Origin of the sequence: Anabaena subtropica FACHB-260 (genome assembly GCF_014697105.1) — a bacterium.
GTDB classification, from domain to species: Bacteria; Cyanobacteriota; Cyanobacteriia; order Cyanobacteriales; family Nostocaceae; genus Trichormus; species Trichormus subtropicus.
The window spans coordinates 1-22,255 of the sequence record NZ_JACJRF010000053.1 but is presented as its reverse complement, the minus strand read 5'-3'; the positions used below and the strand labels follow the sequence as shown (position 1 = coordinate 22,255).

General features: G+C 43.4%; 17 protein-coding genes. 7 read left to right on the top strand and 10 right to left on the bottom strand.

The window, feature by feature from the left end; all coding sequences use genetic code 11:
* Positions 1-244: 244 nt before the first annotated feature.
* Complete coding sequence (locus H6G18_RS21535; RefSeq protein WP_190409139.1) at positions 245-3,364, top strand: MFS transporter; 3,120 nt, start codon at positions 245-247, stop codon at positions 3,362-3,364.
* Between the two features lie 531 nt (positions 3,365-3,895).
* On the opposite strand, the gene H6G18_RS21530 is transcribed toward H6G18_RS21535, so the two are convergent.
* Positions 3,896-4,036: a hypothetical protein gene (locus H6G18_RS21530; protein ID WP_190409138.1), complete on the bottom strand. Its 141-nt coding sequence runs from the start codon at positions 4,034-4,036 to the stop codon at positions 3,896-3,898.
* 204 nt (positions 4,037-4,240) lie between these two features.
* On the opposite strand from H6G18_RS21530, the gene H6G18_RS21525 reads away from it, so the two are divergent.
* Positions 4,241-5,203 (top strand): hypothetical protein, encoded by a 963-nt coding sequence (locus H6G18_RS21525; protein WP_190409137.1) that lies wholly within the window; start codon positions 4,241-4,243, stop codon positions 5,201-5,203.
* A gap of 26 nt (positions 5,204-5,229) precedes the next feature.
* Positions 5,230-7,020, top strand: coding sequence for a WD40 repeat domain-containing protein (locus H6G18_RS21520; protein WP_190409136.1), 1,791 nt, complete (start codon positions 5,230-5,232; stop codon positions 7,018-7,020).
* A gap of 18 nt (positions 7,021-7,038) precedes the next feature.
* On the opposite strand, the gene folB is transcribed toward H6G18_RS21520, so the two are convergent.
* Positions 7,039-7,404 carry a dihydroneopterin aldolase gene (gene folB, locus H6G18_RS21515; RefSeq protein WP_190409135.1) on the bottom strand — a complete coding sequence of 122 codons (366 nt, stop codon included), beginning with the start codon at positions 7,402-7,404 and terminating at the stop codon, positions 7,039-7,041.
* Between the two features lie 84 nt (positions 7,405-7,488).
* Here folB and menD point away from each other — a divergent pair, with 84 nt between their 5' ends.
* From menD to H6G18_RS21495, 4 genes are all read left to right on the top strand, one after another.
* Complete coding sequence (gene menD, locus H6G18_RS21510; protein ID WP_242040435.1) at positions 7,489-9,210, top strand: 2-succinyl-5-enolpyruvyl-6-hydroxy-3-cyclohexene-1-carboxylic-acid synthase; 1,722 nt, start codon at positions 7,489-7,491, stop codon at positions 9,208-9,210.
* A 119-nt stretch (positions 9,211-9,329) separates the two neighbouring features.
* Positions 9,330-9,806, top strand: a complete 477-nt coding sequence (locus H6G18_RS21505; RefSeq protein WP_190409133.1) for a hydrogenase maturation protease — start codon at positions 9,330-9,332, stop codon at positions 9,804-9,806.
* Positions 9,807-9,864: 58 nt separating this feature from the next.
* Positions 9,865-12,609, top strand: a complete 2,745-nt coding sequence (locus H6G18_RS21500) for a bifunctional acetate--CoA ligase family protein/GNAT family N-acetyltransferase (protein ID WP_190409132.1) — start codon at positions 9,865-9,867, stop codon at positions 12,607-12,609.
* Between the two features lie 40 nt (positions 12,610-12,649).
* Entirely contained in the window at positions 12,650-13,522 is an 873-nt protein-coding gene (locus H6G18_RS21495) for a GNAT family N-acetyltransferase (protein ID WP_190409131.1), read from the top strand.
* Positions 13,523-13,669: 147 nt separating this feature from the next.
* On the opposite strand, the gene H6G18_RS21490 is transcribed toward H6G18_RS21495, so the two are convergent.
* The 8 genes from H6G18_RS21490 to H6G18_RS21455 form a co-directional block, all read right to left on the bottom strand.
* On the bottom strand, positions 13,670-14,185 hold the full coding sequence (locus H6G18_RS21490; protein WP_190409130.1) for a DoxX family membrane protein: 516 nt from the start codon (positions 14,183-14,185) through the stop codon (positions 13,670-13,672).
* 6 nt (positions 14,186-14,191) lie between these two features.
* A complete protein-coding gene (locus H6G18_RS21485; RefSeq protein ID WP_242040434.1) occupies positions 14,192-15,613 on the bottom strand; it encodes an NAD(P)/FAD-dependent oxidoreductase in 1,422 nt (473 codons plus the stop codon).
* Between the two features lie 309 nt (positions 15,614-15,922).
* Positions 15,923-17,374: a Ni/Fe hydrogenase subunit alpha gene (locus tag H6G18_RS21480; RefSeq protein ID WP_190409129.1), complete on the bottom strand. Its 1,452-nt coding sequence runs from the start codon at positions 17,372-17,374 to the stop codon at positions 15,923-15,925.
* Between the two features lie 70 nt (positions 17,375-17,444).
* On the bottom strand, positions 17,445-18,059 hold the full coding sequence (locus H6G18_RS21475; protein ID WP_190409128.1) for a CP12 domain-containing protein: 615 nt from the start codon (positions 18,057-18,059) through the stop codon (positions 17,445-17,447).
* A gap of 69 nt (positions 18,060-18,128) precedes the next feature.
* Positions 18,129-18,674, bottom strand: coding sequence for an NADH-quinone oxidoreductase subunit B family protein (locus tag H6G18_RS21470; protein ID WP_190409149.1), 546 nt, complete (start codon positions 18,672-18,674; stop codon positions 18,129-18,131).
* Positions 18,675-18,686: 12 nt separating this feature from the next.
* Positions 18,687-19,277, bottom strand: coding sequence for a DUF3122 domain-containing protein (locus tag H6G18_RS21465; protein ID WP_190409127.1), 591 nt, complete (start codon positions 19,275-19,277; stop codon positions 18,687-18,689).
* Between the two features lie 183 nt (positions 19,278-19,460).
* Positions 19,461-20,177, bottom strand: coding sequence for a bidirectional hydrogenase complex protein HoxU (hoxU, locus tag H6G18_RS21460; protein ID WP_190409126.1), 717 nt, complete (start codon positions 20,175-20,177; stop codon positions 19,461-19,463).
* 243 nt (positions 20,178-20,420) lie between these two features.
* Entirely contained in the window at positions 20,421-22,034 is a 1,614-nt protein-coding gene (locus H6G18_RS21455) for a NuoF family protein (protein ID WP_190409125.1), read from the bottom strand.
* Positions 22,035-22,255 lie beyond the last annotated feature (221 nt).

Below are 22,255 nucleotides of genomic sequence, written 5' to 3'. Positions count from 1 at the left end.
CTTAATAAGGATTCTCCGGTAATATTGAGATGAAATGAGAGGAGAATTACTATCCTCAAAAAGCTAAAGTTCTATCTACCGCAGGATATAGGTTTCAAACTTTGGGGGGATGTTTTGATGTAGTAAATTCTTGGATTCTGTAAGCAAGAAGATTTGGGTATTGCGATAGATACAGAAATTACAGTTGTAACTGACAAAATTCTAAATCCATCCAAATTTAAATTGCTTAGAACAAGGAAATACAATGTTTCAAAGTACAGAAATAACATTGGAACTGTTCAAGCCCCTATTGTGGGCGGCACAGATTCCAGTGGATAGAACGGGGATTACACCAGCACAGGCATCGGTTCTGACTTCCGGGCCACGCTTATTTGTAGCTATGCTTTCTGGTGTGATTTTAGCTTTTGCCTTCCAGTTAGTATTAACCAACCTCTCTGTAGCCGCAGGTATTTCCTACCTGGGGCATTCATCTGACTCAAGTTCAGATACAGGCGAAACGGGAAGTCTTGGTGGCACGATTCGCAAAATCGGCACAGCTGTGGGTCTGTGGACATTAATCACTGTAACGATCGCCTTATTAGTTGCTTCTTTCCTCGCCGTGAGACTCAGCCTGGTAATTTTTGATCCAGGACTAGGTGCAATTCTCGGTCTAGTGATTTGGGGCGCATACTTTTTGTTGCTGGTTTGGGTGAGTTCCACTACAGTTGGTTCCCTCATCGGTTCAGTAGTCAATACAGCTACCTCTGGCTTTCAGGCGATTATGGGGACAGCCACCGCCGCTTTGGGTGCAAAAGCTGTGAATCAGCAAGTAGTAGCCACAGCAGAAGCCGCCGCCTCCGCCGTGCGCCGGGAATTTGGCAGTGCAATGGATCCGATCAGTATCCGCGAAAACATAGAAGATTATATTGAAAAACTGCGCCCGCCAGAGTTAGATATATCTAATATTCGCAGTGAGTTTGAAAGGTTACTTCGTGACCCCCAATTACAAGCGATCGCCGGTAGCCCTGACTTAAGAAATATCGACCGCCAAAAGTTCATTGAATTAGTTAGTAGTCGGACTGACCTTTCCAAACGAGAGGTCAAGCGGATAGCTGACACCCTGTACAATGTTTGGCAGCAAGTGGTATCTCAGCAACAACCCACTCCAGACCGTTTGGGTGAGTTGGTTGATTATCTCAAATCATTGCCGCCGGGACAAACTAAGACTGATGAACTCAGCGCCAAATTAGACAGGTTAATCACTGAAAGCCGTTCCGCCAAGGAAACAGGACAAAAAGACACAGCCGGGCCAATTCAAAGCACAATCCAGCAAGGGATATCCGCACTGACTGGGATTGCTTTGGGGAGAGCAGATTTGTCTGATTTAGATGTGGAAAAAATTTGGCACACCTTAACTACAGCTAAAGATAAAGCCACAGAACAAGCAGATAAATTAGGTTTACCCACGCCATCACAACCATATAGCCCCATTCGGGCTGATGTGGAAAATTATCTGTCTAACACCTATGCTTGGCAACTAAGTGAGCAAAGAATTGCTCAAGAATTCCGCGATGTCATCCATGATCCAGCCGCCGACCCTGGTACAGTGCGCCGGGAACTAGAACGACTTTCCCGCAATGATTTTGTCAAGATTTTACAACAACGGGGACTACTCACCCAAGCACAAATCCAGCACATCGCCGACCAATTAGAAGCGGTGCGTCAGTCAGTGCTAGTGATAGTTACAGCCGAAGAAGAAAGAGAAATCACCCAAGATTTGCAACGGCGAATTGAAAGTTATCTGCTGGTGACAAGTAAAGCAGATTTGACTCCAGAAGGGATTGAGAAAGATTTCAAATCCATACTGGAAGACTCAGATGCAGATTATGAAACCCTGTCCCGGCGACTGGCGATAGTTGACCGCTACCAAATGCAGCAGATATTGCTAGAACGCAATGATATGCAGCCAGGTGAACCGGACAGAATTATCGATGATTTGGAAAGACAGCGCGATCGCGTTTTGTTGGAATCCAAGAACTTGGCAGACCAAGCAAAATATCAAGCAGAAACTCTGTGGTTGAATGTCGAGTCATATCTGCGGAATACTGGCAAAGAAGAATTAAACCCTGATGCCATCCGTGGCGATCTGAAAACCCTAGTGGCAGATCCCCAAGCAGGAATCTCTGCAATTCAAGCACGATTGTCTCGCTTTGACCGTGATACTTTGGTGCAGTTACTCAATCAACGTCAAGATTTGAGTGAAGACCAAATAAACGAAATTCTTCATACCGTAGAAGATACTTGGCATAGTGTCCGCCACTCACCGCAAATGGTAGCTGACAAAGCCAAAGAACAATACGACTCTGTAACTACAACCATTGCAGATTACCTACGGAAGACTGGCAAAGAAGAACTCAACCCTGAAGGAATTCAACGGGATTTAAATAGACTGTTTGAAAACCCCAAAGAAGGTGCAGTTGCACTGCGCCGTCGCTTGTCGCACATTGACCGAGATACTTTAGTGAAATTACTCAGTCAACGCCAAGACTTGAGTGAACAGCAAGTCAATGAAGTGATCGACTCAGTACAAGGTTCTATTCGTAACATTGTCCGTGCGCCGCGTCGCCTAGCTACCCGTACTCAGCAACAGGTACAAAACTTCCAAGCTTATTTGGAAGAATATTTGCGGCAAACTGGTAAGGAAGAATTGAATCCTGAAGCAATTAAACGTGACTTGCAATTATTGCTGCATGATCCACGAGTCGGGGTAGAAAGCTTTAGCGATCGCCTAGCCCATTTTGACCGTTCTACAATTATTGCCCTGCTGAAGATTCGGGAAGATATGAGCGATGAGGAAGCAGCCAGAATTGCCGATAATATCGTTTCCGTTAGGGATCAATTTGTGGAACAGGTGCGGGGTATCCAACGACGGATTCAAGATGTGATTGACGGCGTTTTCGCCCGCATCCGCCACTATCTCAACTCGTTGGAACGTCCTGAACTCAACTACGATGGCATTAAACACGATGTTCGCACCTTGTTTGACGATCCACAGGCTGGATTTGATGCTTTGCGCGATCGCCTGTCATCATTCAACCGCGAAACCTTAGTAGCCATTGTCAGTTCCCGCGAGGACATCTCTGAGGAAGATGCCAACCGGGTGATTGACCAAATCGAACGGGCGCGTAACACCGTATTACAACGCGCCGAACGCCTACAACACGAAGCGCAACGCCGCCTAGAAGAAGTCAAGCATCAAGCCCAACGGCAAGCCGAAGAAACCCGGAAAGCCGCAGCTTCAGCCTCTTGGTGGTTGTTTGCTACAGCAGTGGTTTCCGCCATTTTCGCTGCTTTAGGAGGAGCGATCGCTGTTGTTCTGGTGTAGGTAGACAAGTCGTCTCTGCTTAATTTTTCACCTCCCAATTTGGGAGGTTTTTTATTTCTGAATTTTGTGGCGATCGTGGCTCAAAAGCTGAATTTGTTACAGTCCTAATTTCTTTTCATCTAACAGAAAAAGCTATAGACTTTGCACAAGAATTTTTGAAACAGAGCAATCGGTGTAGTACAAATTCATCAGACAAAGGGACTAGAGACTAGGAAATAGAGTCTAGAATTATGTCTTTTCTACACCTAAAAAACGCTACCACACCAGAATTATAAAATGTGCAACTTAAAATTTTATTTGCTGATTTTTAATTAGATTAACATACCATTTTCTCATTTTTGGTAACACATACTAAAGGAAGATGATCAGCAAAAACAGTCAGATTAAATTAAATAGTACGTTGTTAAGCACAGCAATTATCGAGGTTTGGTTCCAGACCAAGCCTTTTTTATGATAACCAATTTAGTCTTTACCAGTTTTGAGAGAATTTGCATACAGCCTAAGGACAGATGAACTAAAGTCATAGAGGGTTTAAATTAAACTTGGTGTAGTAAATGCTTGGTATACATAAAGGCTTGGTCTGACCAAGCCTTTTTTGTGATTATTTTGTACCTTTGCGCCTACTTTACGAGTTCCTCTGGCGATATCTGCCTTGGCGTGAGATAAATTCATATTCTCAATCAGCAACACCAAAAATTATTCCTACCGACGCGCGCTACTAATAACCAATAGGGGATAATTTACTTTTTGGTGTTCTCTTAGACTTATTATGCCACTGCATACACTTAGATTTTTTTCAGAAATTAAATCGGATTGCCATACATGATTAAATAAAATTTATGTACGGACAAAGAATTATTACAGAAAAACGATGATATGAACTCATTACCAGCAACTACCCCAAAAACATTTAGCTTGTTAAGTATTGGTCAACGAGGAGTAGGCAAAACAGTTTTCCTAGCCGGTAGCTACACAGAATTACATCCAGATAGTCAATCAGATGATCCTCAGCAATTGTGGTTTGATTGTCAAGATAACGAAGTGCAAGGAAATTTAGCAAAGATTCAAAATCATGTTGCTCGTACTGGTCTATATCCACCACCAACAATTAAAATTACTAACTTTAACTTTAGTTTAAAACGTCGAATTCCTTCGGGTGTGGAAACAGTATGCGATTTTCGCTGGTGGGATATTCCGGGTGAGTCCTGTAATATTCATAATCCTGATTTTCAAGACATGATATTTACTTCCAATGGCTGCTGTGTATTTATTAATGCTTATGGTTTAATAAAAGATCAAGAATACCCACGAGTAATTGAGGACATTTACAACCAAGTAGCGGCGATCGCCTCCGTAGTCGTCAAATATAATATACAATATGCTTTTGCAATAATTTTGACTAAATGCGACCTACTGGAACTCAATCCAGATATTTTGCTACAAATTGACCAGAATCTACAACCCTTGACCACTTACCTTAATTCGGTGGAAGCCACTTATCAAAAGTTTTATTCTGCTATACCTATTGTTTCTTTAGATGGTGTTCCTCGTCTCAAGGCTCAAGGTGCGGCTAATCCACTACTTTGGCTGCTGACACAACTTAATCAAACAGACAATATTCCATCCCCAAAAGATTCGGTGAGTGAATTAACCCATAGGTCATCCATTGATCAGCTACTCCCACTAAAAAGCCGCAAGTATATTTTAGTTATGTATTTAGTCAGTATTATTGTCCTGGGAGCGATCGCTTCACTTTTATTTGCTACCAATATATTTACATCCAGCCCTACAACAAATCAATCACCAAACCCTACTCCACAAAATGAAGTTGCTAATTAATACTTATTAGGGTGTTACAGATTCGTATGTCCTCTTTTCTCTTAGACCAACTTGTACATACCAGCTTTCCAGTTGTAGGATTTAGAACCGTAGTCAGCACTGAAGTTCCTACGGAAATTCAGCAAGCCTTCATTCAACAGGTTGTTTATCAGCACTGGGATTCCTATAATCCGCCAAGTCCTGGCTACCGAGCTGCGTATCTATATCAGGTAACTTCTGAGCATAGTTTGTTTGGCTGGTTATACAACGATGGATTAGATGATTTCGGTCGCAGCAATGTTCCTTATTTTGTTTGTTATTATTTAGCTGGTAAACTACAGCCTATCCAACTCGAAGATATTTTTATCTGTCTACGCACCGGGCCAATAACCCTTATAGATAGGCAAAATTTCCCGGTTTCTTTGACAAGTTTAGTCGCTCCCGACTTGAAGAGTTACCAACCTGCTCGTACTGGGGTGGAGATACCCAAAGAGATGATTGAGCAAAGCCAGAAGGCGCTTCAACGTGGGGAAATATTGAATTTGTTTGTGTTTGAACAGGAAGAGAAAGTACCGCCTATTTCCATTGCAGAGCAAAATTTATTTTCTTCTACCAAAGATAAAGCATTACCTCCGGTCATGGTGGGTGCAAGCCGCCATCACGCCATCATCAAGTCACAAAAAAATAGGTCATCTGCACAGTCTATCCCTCTGTCAGCGCAGTCAGCAAAAGAATACCAACGCATACTCCTGACTCAAGCTCACTTAAGAAATCAGCAAAAAGCTGTTCCCTTGTCTGGGAAATTGACTTTGATGTTGACGATCATCGCCAGCATGACTTCACTACTGACTTTAGTCCTTGGTGTCTACTATTTCCTGAATTTCACGCCTTTTGCTGGTAGTGTTCCCCAAACTCCAGAACCTACCCCGACTAGCAATCCTGCTTTAGAGGAAAAAGATATTACACCGACTCAAACTTTAGCTGGTCATGCAGATTCCGTGTGGTCTGTTGTTCTCACTAGGGATGGGCAAAATTTGGTTAGTGCTAGTGCAGATAAAACTATTAAGGTTTGGCATTTAGAGACAGGAAAAGTTATATCTACACTCAAAGGACATACTAATATTGTCAGAGCGATCGCTCTCAGTCCAGATGGAAAGACTTTGATTAGTGGGAGTGGAGACAATAATATTAAGCTTTGGGATTTTCAGACCTTCAAGCTCAAAAGAACTCTCACTTCTTATTCTGGTGCAGTTTGGTCAGTGGCTATCAGCCGTGATGGACAGACCCTAGTCAGTGGTCATGAATGTGGTAGAGTCAAAATCTGGAACCCCCACACAGGTAAACTCCTCCGCATCATTAGGACTCATAGGGGTCGGGTTTTTTCTGTTGATCTCAACCCTGATGGCAAAACGATCGCCACTGGAGGTATTGACAAGACTATCAAAATTTGGGATGTACGTACAGGTAAACTTCTCAGGACGATCGCTCAACATCAAGACGCTGTGAGATCAGTTGTCTTCAGCCGCGACGGTAAGACACTTGCTAGTGCTAGTTGGGATAAAACTATCAAGATTTGGAATATGCAAACGGGTGCATTAGTCCATACCCTAGTGGGACATACCGCACAGTTGGCTACTCTGAGTTTGGGAATAGATGGACAAACTCTTGTCAGTGGTAGTGTTGATCGTGATGTGAAAATTTGGAATATGCAAACGGGTAAATTACTGGATACCCTTTCTGGTCATGCTGGTGGGATTTTAGCGATCGCTACCAACTCAGAAAAGCAAATCCTGGTCAGTAGCAGTAAAGATAAAACAATGCGGATTTGGCAACGATAGATTAGTTGTTGTAGTGTATTACTCAGCCCGACTTCTAGTTAATTCAATGCTAATTTTGCCGCCAAAATCGGGAATTGGTGCGGCGGGTTTAGTGAGGATAACTTGGACTTGTGTTACCTGATGACACTGCTGAATAATAGAATCAGCGATCGCCCCAGCTAACCGTTCGACTAGGGCAAACTTAGAAGTTTTCACCAAGTCTTGTATCAAGCTAATGACGCTGCGATAATCTAGGGTGTCGGAAATTTCGTCACTCTTGGCAGCTGCGGATAAATCTAACCATAATTTTACATCCACTTCAAACCATTGTCCTAACACCTGTTCCTCTGGCAAATAACCAGTGTAGCCATAGCAGCGAATTTCTGTTAAGTGAATGCAGTCCATCTAAATTTACGCCTCTGCAAATTAATTGCCTCACTATAGCAGGGGAGCAGGGGAGAATAATTATGGACTATGGACTATGGACTAATGAAAAATATTAATCAACTTTGGGCTTATATTTTCACCGAAACACTCAAGCGTTTGGGATTGGCTTGTGTAGTAATTTGTCCTGGTTCCCGTTCGACACCTTTAGCGATCGCTTTTGCCCAACAAGCACCCGATATTGAAGCAATTCCCATCCTTGATGAACGTTCCGCCGCTTTTTTTGCTTTGGGAGTAGCCAAAGCAACTGGTCGTCCCGTGGCGATTGTCTGCACTTCTGGAACTGCGGGAGCAAATTTTTATCCAGCAGTTATTGAAGCTAAAGAAAGTCGCGTACCATTGTTATTATTAACCACCGATAGACCTCCAGAATTGCGGGACTGTCACTCTGGACAAACTATTGATCAGGTAAAACTCTATGGTAGTTACCCTAACTGGCAAGCTGAGTTAGCTTTACCAGTACCAGACGTGGGAATGCTAGGATATCTGCGACAAATAGTAATTCATAGTTGGTACAAAACGCAAGCACCAACACCAGGTCCAGTACATTTAAATATTCCCTTTCGTGACCCCCTCGCACCCATTCCCGATGGTGCAGACTTAAGCTATTTGCTATCTAATTTCCATCCAGAAGAATTTTTTGCAGGAATCAATACTCCCTTCCCCTCTCCCCAGTGTCAATTTCTCATTCCCCAGGTATGGTTACAATCTCCACGAGGGATAATCATTGCTGGTGTCGCTCAACCACAGCAACCACGGGAATATTGTCAAGCGATCGCCAGTCTTTCTCAAACTCTACAATGGCCTGTATTAGCCGAGGGACTTTCCCCAGTCAGAAATTATGCTGACCTCAATCCCTATTTAATTTCCACCTACGACTTGATTTTACGCAATCCCCAATTAGCAAAACAGCTATCACCAGATATGGTAATTCAAGTAGGTGATATGCCAACTAGTAAGGAATTACGTACTTGGATAGATACCAACCAACCCCGACGCTGGGTAATTGACCCCAGTGACCAAAACCTCGACCCTCTGCATGGGAGAACGACACATTTGAGAATGAGGGTGGAAGATTTGGGAGTTGGGGGAGAGAAATCTGCTGCTTTTTCAGAATATCTGCAATTGTGGTGTATTGCTGAAGCTCAGGTTAGGGCAAATGTGGATGATACTTTGGACAAAATGCAGGAATTAGTGGAATGTAAAACCGCCTGGTTACTTTCTCAGATATTACCACCGCAAACACCTTTATTTATTGCAAATAGTATGCCTGTGCGGGATGTGGAATATTTTTGGAAACCAAATAATTTAGGAGTGCGATCGCATTTTAATCGGGGTGCAAACGGTATTGATGGTACATTGTCTACGGCGTTAGGAATTGCTCACCGTCACCAAAGTAGTGTCATGCTCACAGGAGATTTAGCATTATTGCATGACACCAACGGTTTTTTAATGAGAAATAAGTTTGTCGGTCATCTGACAATTATCTTGATCAACAATAATGGTGGGGGAATTTTTGAAATGTTACCCATTGCCAACTTTGACCCACCATTTGAAGAATTTTTTGCTACTCCTCAAGATATTGATTTCGCTCAGTTATGTACTACATATAGTGTCCAGCATGAATTAATTACTTCTTGGCAGCATTTACAGCAAAAATTAAACCCATTACCAACTACAGGGATTCGGGTTTTAGAGTTACAAACAAATCGTAAATTTGATGCTCAATGGCGAAAGGAGAATTTAGGGAAGTTGAGCTTACAGTAACGATATTGTCCCGAAATTTTGTGTCCTCACAAGTTCCTCAAATTTTCCTCTTATTTTGAAACATAGCGCGAATCTATCCGATAGCGTTAGAAAAGGAACTTGTGTGAGGGCTAACAATCATGAAAAAGACGGTAATGGTGATTGGATATGGTAATGATCTGCGGAGTGATGACGGTATTGGACAATGGATAGCTAATGAGATAGCTTCTTGGCACTTACCATCTGTCGAATCCGTTGCAGTTCATCAACTTACCCCTGATTTAGTGGACTCATTAGCAAGTGTTGATTTGGCTATTTTTGTTGATGCTTGCTTACCAGTGGAAAATTTTGATGTACAAGTACAATCACTCTTACCAGCTTGTGATATTGACAGCAACGTCCATACAGGCGATCCGCGATCGCTTTTAGCTTTGACTGAAGCCATTCATGGTAATTTTCCAGTTGCTTGGTGGGTGACAATCCCCGGAATGAATTTTGAAGTAGGCGATCGCTTCTCACGGACGATGGAAGCAGGGAAAGCGATCGCTTTAGTTAAAATCGTCCAAATACTTGACAAAGTTAACAACTTCTGGGTCGAATCTAGAGCAGTAGCATAATAATTCAAAATTCAAAATTCAAAATTTAAAATTTAAAAAGCCATATAAATTAGGAATTATGCCAAGCAGCGATCGCGCCTATGATATTTTGCAGGCAGAGAAGTTAAATCCTCTTGATGCCATCTTTGCGCCTCAAAGTGTAGCAGTCATTGGTGCTAGTGAAAAAGCTGGTAGTGTAGGACGCACCATCTTATGGAACTTAATTAGTAATCCCTTTGGGGGTACTGTTTTTCCTGTCAATCCCAAACGTCACAGTGTTCTGGGAATTAAAGCCTACCCTGCAATTGCGGCTATTCCCGAAACAGTCGATTTGGCAATTATTGCTACCCCAGCCTCTACAGTACCAGGAATTATTTCTGAGTGTGTGGATACTGGTGTACAAGGAGTAATTATTATTTCTGCTGGTTTTAAAGAAGCTGGTGCAGAGGGTATCGCTTTAGAACAGCAAATTCTCCAGCAAGCACATCGTGGTAACATTCGCATCATTGGGCCGAACTGTCTAGGTGTGATGAGTCCCCGCACTGGTTTAAATGCAACTTTCGCCAGTTCAATGGCGCGTTCTGGGAATGTAGGCTTTCTCAGTCAAAGTGGCGCATTGTGTACCGCCATTCTTGATTGGAGTATGGAGGAAAACGTGGGTTTTAGTGCCTTTGTTTCCATTGGTTCAATGTTAGATGTGGGTTGGGGCGACCTGATTTATTATTTGGGTGATGACCCACAAACCAAAAGTATTGTCATATACATGGAATCTATTGGTGATGCGCGATCGTTTATTTCCGCAGCGCGAGAAGTAGCACTCACCAAACCGATAATTGTCATTAAAGCAGGACGTACAGAAGCCGCAGCCAAAGCAGCCGCATCCCATACTGGTGCATTGGCGGGGAGTGATGCGGTCTTAGATGCAGCTTTTAGGCGTTGTGGGGTGTTACGGGTAAATAGTATCTCCGATTTGTTTGATATGGCGGAAGTACTAGCAAAACAACCACGCCCCAAAGGCCCACGACTGACGATTTTGACCAATGCTGGCGGGCCTGGAGTTCTGGCTACAGATGCTCTAATTGAGACTGGCGGCGAACTTGCCCCAATTTTACCAGAAACAATTACTGCCCTTGACCAAATCCTACCTACACACTGGAGTCATGGCAACCCAATTGATATTCTCGGTGACGCTGACCCCCAACGCTACACCCAAGCTTTAGAAATTGCAGCTAAAGACCCCAATAGTGATGGCTTATTGGTGATTCTGACACCCCAAGCCATGACCGACCCCACCCAAACAGCAGAACAGTTGAAACCCTACGCCCAAATTTCCGGTAAACCCATCCTAGCGAGTTGGATGGGGGGTGCAGATGTGGCTACTGGGGAAGTGATTCTCAATCGTCAACGTATCCCTACTTACGCTTATCCAGATACGGCGGCGCGGGTGTTCAGTTATATGTGGCAATCTAGCTACAACCTACGCGGTATCTACGAAACCCCTGTATTATCTCCTGTGGATGCTGCATCTGGTTTACCCGACCGCAATTTCGTAGAAAATATGATTTCTACAGCTCGTCAAGCAGGACGGACGATTTTAAGCGAATATGAGTCCAAGCAGATTTTAGCAGCCTACGGCATCCCAATTGTAGCAACTTGTGTCTCGAAAACTGAAGATGAAGCGGTGCGGTGTGCTGAGAGTATTGGTTATCCCGTTGTTGTGAAACTCTATTCCCAGACAATCACCCATAAAACTGATGTGGGTGGTGTGCAGTTAAATCTTCCAGATGCAGACGCAGTAAGTCGTGCTTATCGGATGATTGCTGAATCAGTAGAACAGAAAGTGGGTAGTGAGCATTTTTTAGGTGTAACAGTCCAGCCAATGGTAAAAATGGACGGTTACGAACTAATTGTTGGTAGTAGCCTTGACCCGCAGTTTGGGCCAGTGTTGTTGTTTGGTGCTGGGGGACAATTAGTCGAAGTATTTCAAGATCGAGCGATCGCCCTTCCTCCCCTTAATAGTACTTTGGCGCGGCGCATGATGGAACACACCAAGATTTACAAGGCACTCAAAGGTGTACGGGGACGACAAAGTATTGATATGGAAGGGCTTGAACAACTGATGGTTGCATTTAGTCAGTTGGTGGTGGAACAGCGTTGGATTAAAGAAATTGATATCAATCCCTTGCTGGCAATTCCACCCAACCCTTTAAATAACAATAGTGCAGGATTAATTGCACTAGATGCGCGGGTTGTATTGCATGAACCAGATGTCACAGCAGACCAACTACCAAAATTAGCAATTCGACCTTACCCTACACAATATGTAGAAAATTGGACAATGAAAGACGGTACTCTTGTAACTATCCGTCCGATTCGTCCTGAAGATGAACCTTTGTTGGTGCAATTCCACAAAACACTTTCCGAAGAAAGCGTTTATTTTCGTTACTTCCACCTGATAAAACTCAGTCATCGCATCACTCACGAACGACTCACACGCATCTGTTTTATTGATTACGACCGCGAAATGGCTTTAGTTGCAGAATCCCAAGGAGAAGTTTTAGCCGTTGGTCGATTAAGCAAATTACATGGTACCAATACAGCCGAGTTTGCTATTTTAGTAAGCGATCGCTATCAGTGTCAGGGTTTAGGTACAGAATTATTGCGGCGACTACTGCAAATTGGCCGCGATGAGCAAATCGAACTCATTACAGCTGACATCCTCGCTGATAATCATGGAATGCAACGAGTCTGCGAAAAGTTGGGTTTTCAACTAAAACGTACCACAGAAGCAAATGTGATGAAGGCAGAAATTTTCATTCCATAATTATTGTATTATTGTAGTATTACAACAGTCAGTGACAAATATGCTGCAATATCGATTTAAAAATTCATTTGCTGATTCTAACTTGAGCGATCGCCTGTTCGACTTGGTAGAAGTCACATTCCCTGGACTTAATGAGTTAGTGGAATGTGGTAGAAAACTAGGCGCATCTTGGGAATCAGCCTCAACTCCCTTTATTCGCTTTCAAGATGATGTAGCTATTACCCACGTAGGAGTGTTAGAAATTCCTATGGAAATTATGGGACAAAGGGTAACAGTGGGTGGAATCCACGGAGTAGCTACCCGTCCCGAATTTCGTAGAAAAGGGTATTACCGGGAAGTGATGGAGGAAGTAATGGAATATTGCGACCAAATTTATGAAACCCTAGTATTAACAACACCAGAACCAGAGTATTATTTACCTTTTGGTTTTCGGGTTGTGGAAGAATACATTTTTCAGGTGAAATGTAGTTCTACAGGTAATATAGATGGCTGGAGAATACTTGATTTTTCTACAAGCCAAGATTTAGCATTACTACACAGACTATTGGAAACACGCGCACCAGTTTCTCATGTAGTCGGGGTTGTAAATGAAAAGCCAGTCTTTTTTGTCAACGAAGGCAGTAGGACTATGTATTATATAGAAGATTTAAATTTAATTGCTTGTGTGGAAATAGAAGACGAAAAACTACATATTTTTGATTTAGTATCAACTAAAATACCTGTGTTAACAGAAATTCTAGCTAGAATATCTCAACCAATAGTAGAAGTAATTATTTACTTTCATCCCGACTTACTTGAAGTTGAAAATGTACAAATATTGCCTCATAAATTAGAAGAAACAGTGTTAATGGTTCGTGGTAAATTTGCTGCAACAGGTGAGAAATTTATGTTACCCCGTTCTGCAAGGTGTTAGAAAAATTGGCGACGGATAATTTACACTGTCTTGTAGGGATGGGCATAACCAAGAATGCGCGCATTGCTGAGTACTCTTTTTCTTATTCAACGCTAAGTAAGTGAAAAGAATTATTGGGATTGAGCGATCGCCCTGATTAATTTTGTGTTAAAAATCGTTTTCAGCAGTAGTAACAGCGTAATCAGTCATTGCTTGAGTACGACGACGGCTCATTTTTTGTTCGTAAGCATCATAGGCAATGCACATCCATATTAGAGTTATGAAGAGGATGTTTTTGTTAAAGCTTTCTGCACCATTGGGAAACAGACTCCCGGCAGGGATAATACCAAATGCCAGCACGATGCTAAATGTCATGAGAATTAATAATAATCCTGTCCAGCGTACCCAATAATTGAGGGCAAACAACACACCCACGATAATTTCTGCTAAGGGCAATAACCAAGCATAAGGAATAGCAATTAACCAAGGTAGTGGCCCCACACCTTCCCATCCGGGGGGAATTCCAGGGCCAATTATTTGTAGTTTTAGAGTTGTCACTGTTTGATAGAAACCGTTAGGAACGCTGAAATTTAAATAGTTGGCAATGCCAGAAACAAAGAAGAATAAGCCAAGGGTAATACGATTGACGATAAAGGCTGTGCGGAGGTTGAGTAGGTGTTTCATTTTGATTTATTTAGAGGAGGGTGTGAGGTGATCTAGTAATGTGGGAATGCCTGTCCATATAAGGTTTTGCTGAAATTGAGCAGGTTGGGCAGCGCGCCAAACAAGTGGAGTTGCGAAAATTAATGTAGCGGCGGCCGTAGCAACTCCAGATAACCAAGGTGTTTGTCCTAACTGCATGGGGGTGATGGAACGATGACGCTGAAATAATTCGTCTTTTAACCATTCAGTTGTGACTTTGCGGTTGTGGGCAGAGTTGGGTAGTAATTGTAAATATGTTCCTTCCCGAATCAGATGACCGGCTTGTCCTTTGATTTGCAATTTGTCGAATAGGTTGGCAACACCTTCGTTTAAGCCCAATTTCATCAAAGTACCCCGCATTTGGATATTTACGGGAATAGTTGATTTACTTTCCTTCATGCGTTTGAGATTTTGGGCGATCGCCATTCCTTGTTGATAGGCGACTTGCGCTGTGGGTGGTTGGGGATGATCGCTATTGATGGCACAATCTCCGGCGGCAAAGACTTCGGGAAAATCAGGCAGTTGCAATGTGGGTTCCACTACTAACCGTCCTCGACTTTGGGAAACTTCTAACTCCATCAATAAAGGATTAGGTACTGTCCCAGCAGTCCAAGCGATCGTTCCCGCCTGTAATATCTGCGTTTGGTTTTGTTGTTGGTACTCCACACCTTCAGGTGTAATTTTAGTGACAGCCGCATCAAATAGCAGATCCACCGGAATAACACGATTTTTCATGGCACGCTGGACGGTGCAGCGCAAATGACTATTAACATCGCCTTTGAGGATTTCTCGACTGCGGTTAATTAAAAAAATGCGAATTTCACTCCCATCACCACCTAACTCGTCATACCAGATGGGCAGTAAATCTGCTAGTGTACAGGCCAATTCAATACCAGCCGGGCCTGCGCCAATAATGGCTACAGTCAGCAGTAGGCGACGACGTTCTGAGTTTTGTGTTTGGATGGCTTGATGTAGCCGATGATGTAAGTGTTTGCGGAGAGCGATCGCCTGTTTCCCTGATGTAAAGGGCATTGCGTATTCTGCCGCACCTGGAGTATTAAAGTAAGTTGTTTTGCTACCCAGTGCTAGTACCAAGTTACTGTATTTGAAAAGCTGACCAGAAGCTGTACTAACTCTGGATTGAAATAAATTTATTGACTGCACAATGTCCTGTACAAATCTGACTTTGCTACCAGCTAATAACTCTTGATAGCGAGGATAAACTTGTTCACTATGCAGTTCGCCACTCAGTAGTTCATACAGCAATGGTTTGAAACTAAAGCGATCGCGCTGTTCTATTAAAATGATGGGATGGGAGTAATTTTGCTGGCTTAAGTGCAAAGCTGTAAACAGTCCAGCAAACCCACCACCCAGAATGACTGTAGGATGAGACACTTGCTGCATAGACATTGATACTTATTCTAGTGAACTCCTCTTAGTATCAACGTACCTATTAACCCTTAAGTGATGCAAACATAAAACTTAGCTGAGAAATTTACGGGAATTTACCAAATAGTTTTCATTATTTTCTCAGCAATAATTCACCAAAGGCGACGGGAAACCTACTCCTTCAAGGGGTAGGAGGGATAGTCGCCCCGCCGCGTCAGTGGTCAGTGGTCAGTGGTAAAGAAAAACAACTGACTACTGCCATAATTATTTGTTTAAAGGGCTATAGCCCTGACTACGAACCTCGATTTTATTAAGTCTTTCTACTTATTTTCACCCTCGCCAAATTTGATTAACAATACTTCCATCGGTAGCGACTAATTGAATGTGTAATGGCATTTGTCCGGCTGCGTGGGTGGAACAACTCAAACAGGGGTCAAAAGCCCGGATTCCTGCTTCTACACGATTGAGCATTCCTTCAGGAATTTCTGTACCTTGGATGAAATGTCTAGCGATTTGGGCGACTGTGCGATTCATGGCGAGATTATTTTGACCAGTCGCAATAACTAAATTGACTTTTTGCAACAAGCCGTTTTCATCGACTTGATAATCATGAAATAATGTACCCCTTGGTGCTTCACTCACACCAACACCTGTTAATTGATTAATCCCTGCATCAGAACGCAATCTATTTGAGAGGATATCTGGATCATCCAGTAAAATTTCAATTTGTTCTATACAAGCCAAAATTTCAATTAAACGAGCATGGTGATAGAAAAATGATGATTTTACAGTTCCTTGAGTGCGATCGCGGAACTCTCTTAATTCACGGTCTGCTAAAGTTGTCCCAATATGACTACAAATATTCAGTCGCGCTAACGGCCCTACTCGATACATCCCACTATCTATACGACATTGGTCGTGTTGGTTGGGATAACCCAAAGGTCGATAATAAGGTGATTTTAAATAAGAATCTGGTTGGACGGCTTCGCCAATAAATTCTTGATAACGTGTGGGGTCAAGCTGATCAGCAATAATATTACCTGCACTATCCACAAAACGGATCAGTCCGTCGTAGGTTTCCCACAAGCCATCAGGGGTTACCAAACCCATGAACAAACTAGGGAAGTTACCAAAAGTCTGCACCTCTTTTTCATAATCTTTGAGCAATTTCTTGAATTTCTCCAAAGCATCCAACACAATCACACGGGCTTCAGGAATGCGTTGTTGGATGTGGGTACGTCCTTCAGTAGAAAGGGGTTCACGCACACCACCAGGAACAGCCCAAGCTGGGTGAATCTTTGCTCCTCCCAGAGTTTCAATAATTTCTTGCCCAAATTGACGCAGACGAATACCACCACGAGCGAGTTCTGGTTGAGCTGCAATTAAACCGAAGATATTGCGCTTTTGGGGGTCGCTATCCATTCCCAGCAATAAATCCGGGGCGCTGAGGTGAAAGAAACTGAGTGCATGAGATTGGATGATTTGCCCCAAATTCATCAGGCGACGGAGTTTAGTAGCCGTTGGGGGTATGGTAACAGATAAAATGCGATCGCCTGCTTTAGCAGAAGCCAACAAGTGACTTACCGGACATATACCACAAATCCGCGCTGTAATTCCCGGCATTTCCCACAGAGGACGACCCTCACAAAATTTCTCAAACCCGCGAAATTCTGTGACGTGAAAACGAGCATCGCTCACTTGTCCTGTATCGTCCAAGTAGATACTGATTTTGGCATGACCTTCTATGCGGGTAACGGGGTCGATAATTATTCTTTTAGACATGGGACGTGGGGGATGAGGAAGAGGCAGGGGCAGGGAGAGAAGAGAATTTCTGACTTTTGACTATTGACTTCTATAATTCATAAATTCGGGCTTCTAAGGCTTCTGGGTATTCCTCACAGTAATCTTCAAAGGCTGTAGGGCTGACTTTTTCGGCTCTTTGGTGTGCTATTTCCGCTTGCATTTCTTCAACTGCATCCCAGGCGGCGGCGCATTCTTCAGAATTGATACCTTTTTGAGTACAGACAGCGCGAGCCTTTTTGATTTCGTCTTGTAATTGTTGTTCTAGAAGGATTGTGTGGGGCTGTTCGAGAAAATGACTTTGAGCCAAAATGTCAGTGAGGGAGATAATACCTAGCAAACCTCCTTGAATTACAGGCGCTCTGTGGAGGTGATAATCGGCGAATAGTCGGGCTACATATTCTAAACCAAGGTCGGGATTAATAGCTATACAAGGCTTAGTCATGACCTCGTAGACTCTGATTTTGTTAGGGTCTTTACCGTAGGCAATTACTTGATAAACAATATCGCTCTCGCTAATAATGCCATAAGCATCTTGTTCGTGACGACGGTCTACAATCAACGCCCGCCAATCTCTAGCACGCATTAATTTCACTGCTTCGGCTACTGTTGCAGAACTGCGAATGGTAGCCACATCTTTAGTCATAACGTCTGATGCTTTTAACATAATTTCCTTTGGAGTAAATGCAAGATTAGAAGCGGATAAGGAAGAAGAGAACCAATGACTATGGAATCATCAACCAAATTTAATAAATTCTCGTCCGGCTAGGTGGGGTGTTTCTCCCCGTAATAGAGGTTCTAAAGCTGCTCGAATCCGTGTTGCTGAAGGTGGACAACCAGGTAAGTAAATATCTACAGGAACTACTGAGTGTACTGGTGTCACCCGATCTAATAAAGGTGGGACAATCCCTGGCTCTTGGGGAATTTGGGGGTTGATATCGGCTGCTTGGATGTAACAATGCTGTAAGACTGATTCAGCACTACCCAAGGGATTGCGTAGGGCGGTGACATTGCCAGTTACAGCACAGTCACCAAAGGAAATTAAGATTTGGGAACGTTCTCTGACGATTTTGATAGTGGCTAGATGTTCTTCATTAGCGATCGCACCTTCAACTAATACCACATCTACTCCTTGGGGATATTCTTTAATATCTGCAAAGGGGCTAAAAACTACATCTGCCTGTGTAGCTAAATCAATCAGCCATTCGTCTAAGTCCAGAAAGGACATATGACAGCCAGAACATCCACCTAACCATACTGTTGCTAATTTTATGCGAGACATCATAATTTGTGATTAGTCAATCCCTGACTCTAATGTTTGCCATTCTTGGACGACACGTTGGGGAACTGAGATATTAATGGAATCGCCAGGTAAGGAAATGCTTAGAACTAGGGGTTCTGTGGGTAGTTGGGGGAGTATATCTTTAAAGTCATATTGACCGATGGTGGGTGCTGGTGCTTCATCTAAAAAAATATCAGCAGCAGTGAAGACTTTACCTGTGGCGGTGGTAATCTTTAAAGGTTGGGGATGTATTAATTCCGCAGAACCAGGAAAACCTACAAGTCGCAGATTTACGGTTTGGGCTTGATCAGGATAAATTTGCTTGAATAGGACAACCTGCCAAACCTGTCCTGATTGGTCATCTAATTTTGTCAGTGAGCGAGAAAGAACTTCTTTTGATGCTGTTTGTGACTGATTGACGGCAGCGATCGCGGTTGGCGGGGTTAGACTTCCTAAACCCAGGAATATATACAGTGTCATTATCCCCAACAATAGTAGCCACCAAAACAGAGTTTTGAAAGAAGTGGCAGATAAGCACATCGACAACGGGGATGGAGTCTTTTTGTCCCTTCTGTTACTTGCTTGTCTGGTAGTTTTAGGCATTGATTTCACCTCCTGGTTTTCTGATAAATGGGGAGAATGAGGAATGGGGGCAGGGAGCAGGGGGAAAGGAAGAGGTCAAGGACTTTAAGTAATACCAATTCACGAAAATCTTGATACAATTCACTTCCCCTGCCTCCCCTGCCTCCCCTGCCTCCCCTGCCTCTTCTCCTTACCCATATCTCCCTAAAGGTTCCATTGCTGTTTTTCCCGTGCGGTAACTAAAAAGTCGAGTTTGGCGCGATCGCGTTTCATTTCTCCCACGCTGGAACCTTGATAAAATATTGCCCCTGTGGGACAAGCATTGACGCATTTACCGCAGGAAGTACAAGTTTCGGAAGTTCCCCAAGGTTGGCTCAAATCGGTAATTACATGAGAGTTTGTCCCTCTACCTGCCATATCCCAGGTGTGTGCGCCTTCGATTTCATCACAAACACGGATGCAACGAGTACAAAGTACACAACGGTTATGGTCAACACCAAAGCGATCGTGCGAAACATCTACTTGGCGATCAGGGAAATGGTATTCTAGGCGCACATGATCCATGCCCATTTCAATAGCTAGGTCTTGCAGTTCGCAATTATTATTAGCCACACAAACTGAGCAAATGTGATTACCTTCTGCAAACAGCATTTCCACAATTGTCCGACGGTATTTTTGGAGGCGATCGCTATTTGTGTTAACTTCCAAGCCCTCGGCAACTTTAGTTACACAAGCAGGTTGCAATTTGTTACTACCAGCAATTTCCACCAAACACAGCCGACAAGCTCCTACATCCCCCACACCTTCCAAATGGCACAGTGTAGGAATATGAATTCCCGCCTCTTGTGCCGCTTGTAGTAAAGTATCTTCCTCTTGAGCGCTAATGAGTTGGTCGTTAATTGTTAAAGTTTTGACTGACATTGCTCCTAGCCTCTTGGAGAATTAACCTTTAGTAGTCGTCATGATTTACCACTCACATTTTGATTTATAGGCCAAGAGTTTGAGGAACTTGTGAAGATGAATAATGTCACGTCTGGCTAATTAGTTAGCAGTTCCCAATCTATGCAAAAATCTGTACAGCGACAAATTAAATGGGGTTGGCGAACGGAAGAAACCTCCGCTCAAACTTTTCACGGTGGCTCTGCGTGAGGTAAATTTATCCTTTCACTCAGCTATTAATGCCAAATATTCATTGCGGAAGTAGCGCAACGTGCTAAATACGGGATTAGGTGCAGACTGACCAAGACCACACAGGCTGGTGTGTTTCACCATATCGCATAGTTCTTCTAGTAGTTCTAAGTCAGCGAGTGAAGCCTTACCTTCCCGAATCTTGCTCAAAAGTCCATGTAGCTGTACAGTCCCTACTCGGCAGGGAATACACTTACCGCAGGATTCATCCATACAAAATTCCATAAAAAATCGGGCAACGTCTACCATGTTGGTGGTGTCATCCATAACAATCATCCCACCGGAACCCATCATGGAACCCAGACTTGTTAAAGATTCATAATCTACAGGAGTATCAAAAGCGGAAGCGGGAATACATCCCCCAGAGGGGCCGCCTGTTTGTACTGCTTTGGCAACACCACCATCAGGAATACCACCACCCATTTCTGCCACTATCTGCCGTAAGGAAGTACCCATCGGCACTTCGATTAAGCCTGTGTTGCGAATTTTGCCAGCCAGAGCAAATACTTTTGTCCCCTTACTTTTACCAGTGCCGATACTAGCAAACCAGTCTGCACCTTTACGAATGATGGGGGCAATATTGGCAAAGGTTTCGACGTTATTAATTAAGGTAGGATAACCCCATAAACCAGATTCAGCCGGGTAGGGAGGACGGGGATGAGGGACACCGCGTTTACCTTCAATGGAAGCCATCAAAGCTGTTTCTTCACCGCATACATAAGCCCCTGCACCGATGCGGATCTCAATTTTAAAATCAAAGGGAGACTCGAAGATTTGACTACCCAACAAACCGAGGTGTTGGGCTTGATGAATGGCAGTTTGCAGGCGTTTGATGGCAATAGGATATTCTGCCCGAACATAAATATAACCTTGATTAGCACCAACAGCATAGGCAGCGATCGCCATGCCTTCCAACACCCGATGGGGATCACTTTCCAAAACGCTTCTATCCATAAAAGCCCCTGGATCTCCCTCATCAGCGTTACAGATGACAAACTTACGCTCTCCCTTCGCCTTAGCCACTGTTGCCCATTTTAAACCTGTCGGATAACCCGCACCACCACGCCCCCGCAAACCACTACGGCTAATGCTGTCTACCACTTTAGCTGGTGTCATCTCCCGCAACACTTGGTAAAGAGCCTGATAACCCTGAGCCTCAATATAAGCTTGAATCCTTTCCGGGTCAATCTTGCCACTGTTCTCTAAAACAATTGGTGCTTGATAAGTAAAAAATGGCTGTTGTAAGTCAATAATCGGCAACTTTGCCTCTTTCTCCTTCAAAGCACCAATAATCTTCGGCACATCCTCAGGTGTAACCTTCTCGTAAAGGGTTTGTTTTCTACCTTCTTCCCCACCCTCAACTTTTTGTACTTCCACCAAAGGCCCCTGACAACACAAAAGCATACAGCCAACGCCTGAGACTTGTACTTCTCCCTCCAAACCTCTAGCTTTCACAGCCTCTTCCAATTTTTGTTTAACTGCTTGCGAATTAGCAGACAGACAACCAGCCGCCGTACAACAACGAATTTGTACTGGTTTCTGTTGAGAGCGTTCTTGTTGAGCAATGTCCAATAATTCAGTCAGTTCCATGTTCTTATATCAACTCTCCAAAACAAGGCAACAGATATAAATCCGAAAACCCAAACAAAATCCTGACTTTTCACGGGATCTGGAAAACCCCTCTCCAAACCTCTCCCCTACAAGGCTACGGTGTACACACAAGTTTGCCCAGAGCGAGTTTCCAGCCAAAAAAAGTGGATTCAAATTGCTCAAGACCGCGAACCAAAGTAGTAATACCAGGAGGTTTTTGA